The organism is Streptomyces sp. NPDC054847 (genome assembly GCF_053610925.1).
The window spans coordinates 1-2,187 of record NZ_JBSGZJ010000703.1; the positions used below are offsets into that span (position 1 = coordinate 1).

Annotated in this window: 3 protein-coding genes; all 3 read left to right on the forward strand. The window is 70.7% G+C overall.

Going from position 1 to position 2,187, the window contains the following annotated elements; genetic code table 11:
- Positions 1-197: hypothetical protein (locus ACWGH4_RS34425; RefSeq protein ID WP_453467759.1), on the forward strand; the 197-nt coding region annotated here is incomplete at its 5' end.
- On the forward strand, positions 194-1,048 hold the full coding sequence (locus ACWGH4_RS34430; RefSeq protein ID WP_453467761.1) for a S1 family peptidase: 855 nt from the start codon (positions 194-196) through the stop codon (positions 1,046-1,048). The genes ACWGH4_RS34425 and ACWGH4_RS34430, both read left to right, overlap by 4 nt.
- Positions 1,049-1,223: 175 nt before the next feature.
- Complete coding sequence (locus ACWGH4_RS34435) at positions 1,224-2,126, forward strand: S1 family peptidase (RefSeq protein ID WP_453467764.1); 903 nt, start codon at positions 1,224-1,226, stop codon at positions 2,124-2,126.
- Positions 2,127-2,187 lie beyond the last annotated feature (61 nt).

The following is a 2,187-nucleotide window of genomic DNA, read 5'->3' on the forward strand; positions in this document are numbered from 1 at the left end:
TGGGGGATCCGCAGCACAACGGCCATCGTGGCTACAAGATCGACGACATCACGGAGATCGTGAAGCGGGACACCGGTGTGATGCGTCCCAACGTGGTGACCCTGATGGCGGTGACATGTCAGGAACACGCCATCCTGACAGCGCCTCACGGGCCCGTTACCGCGGGTTCTTCCCTCTTCCCAGGAGGAGCACGGTGAGGATCAAGCGCACCGCAACGCTGCTCACAGCAGCAGCCACCCTGGCGGCCGGCTTCGCCGTGCCGTCCGCCGCCACGGCAGCCCCGATCCCCGGGCCCGCCGGAGTCGCCCAACTCGCCCGCGCCGATGCCGCAGTCCTCGCGGCCGGTGTGGAGGGCACCGCATGGTACGTCGACCGGACACTCGGCCGTGTCGTCGTCACCGCGGACTCCACCGTCTCCGACACCGAGATCGCCTCGATCCGCTCGGCCGCCGCCGCGGACGCCGGCGCGATCACGGTCAAGCGCACGCCCGGAGTGTTCAAGCCGCTCCTCGGCGCGGGCGACGCCATCTACGGAAGCGGATACCGCTGCTCGCTGGGCTTCAACGTGCGCAGCGGCAGTACGTACTACTTCCTCACCGCCGGCCACTGCGGCGACGAGGTGCCGACCTGGTACGCCAACTCCGCGCAGTCCACGCTCATCGGACCGACCGTCGGGTCCAGCTTCCCGGGCAACGACTACGCCCTCGTCCGCTACGACAACACCTCGCTCAGCCACACCGGTGGCTTCACCGCCGCCGACGCCTACGTCGGCGAGTCCGTCAGGCGCTCCGGCTCCACCACCGGCACCCACAGCGGCACCGTGACCGCCCTGGGCGTCACCGTCCACTACTCCGGCGGTGGCACCGTCCGCGGCATGATCCAGACGAATGTCTGCGCCGAGCCCGGCGACTCCGGCGGCGCGCTCTACGACGGGACCAAGGCCCTCGGCCTCACCTCCGGCGGCAGCGGCAACTGCAGCACGGGCGGCACGACGTTCTACCAGCCCGTGACAGAGGCCCTCGCCAAGTACCGGGTCAGCCTCTACTGACCTCCCCGTGCTCCCGCCGCCCTGCGCGGCGGGGAGGCCGTACGGCCGAAAACGCACCCTTGCGGCATGTGACCGTATGGCTTGAAACTCCCCCACAGCGCCGGCCTCAGGGCCGCGCCTCACGGGCCCGGCACCCCCACTGCGGGCCCCTGATTCCCCTCTGGAGGAACGACAAGTGAGGACCAAGCGCACCACCCCCCGCACCCCCACCACCGCCAGACGCACCCGGCTGCTCGCCGTCGCCACCGGCCTGACAGCCGCCGCGGCCCTGGCCGTCCCCACCGCCAACGCCGAAGAGACACGGACCTACAGCGCGCACCAGCTCACCGCGGCGGGCGACGCCGTGCTCCAGGCCGACGTCCCCGGTACCGCCTGGCACGTCGACGAGGCCACCGGAACGCTCGTCGTCACGGCCGACAGCACCGTCTCCCGGGCCGAGATAGCGAAGATCAAGCGCGAGGCCGGAACCAACGCCGGCGCACTGCGCATCGAACGCACCCCCGGCACCTTCTCCAAGCTGATCTCCGGCGGCGACGCGGTCTACGCGTCCGGCTGGCGCTGCTCGCTGGGCTTCAACGTCCGCAGCGGCAGCACCTACTACTTCCTCACCGCCGGTCACTGCACCGACGGAGCGGGCACCTGGTACACCAACTCCTCGCGTACCACGAGCATCGGTCCCACGACCGGCTCGAGCTTCCCGGGCAACGACTACGGCATCGTCCGCTACTCCAACACGTCACTGTCCCACCCCGGCACCGTCGGCGGCACGGACATCACCAGTGCGGCCAACGCCACCGTCGGTATGTCCGTCACCCGCCGCGGCTCCACCACGGGCACCCACAGCGGCTCCGTGACGGGCCTCAACGCCACGGTCAACTACGGCGGCGGCGACATCGTCTACGGGATGATCCGCACGAACGTCTGCGCGGAGCCGGGCGACAGCGGCGGGCCGCTCTACTCCGGCAGCCGGGCGATCGGCCTGACCTCCGGCGGCAGCGGCAACTGCAGCACCGGCGGTACGACGTTCTTCCAGCCGGTCACCGAGGCACTGAGCCGCTACGGGGTCAGCGTCTACTGACGCGTCGTCCCCGGCACGGCAGCCCGAGACCGTCGAGCCCTCGTCCGTATGACAGGACGAG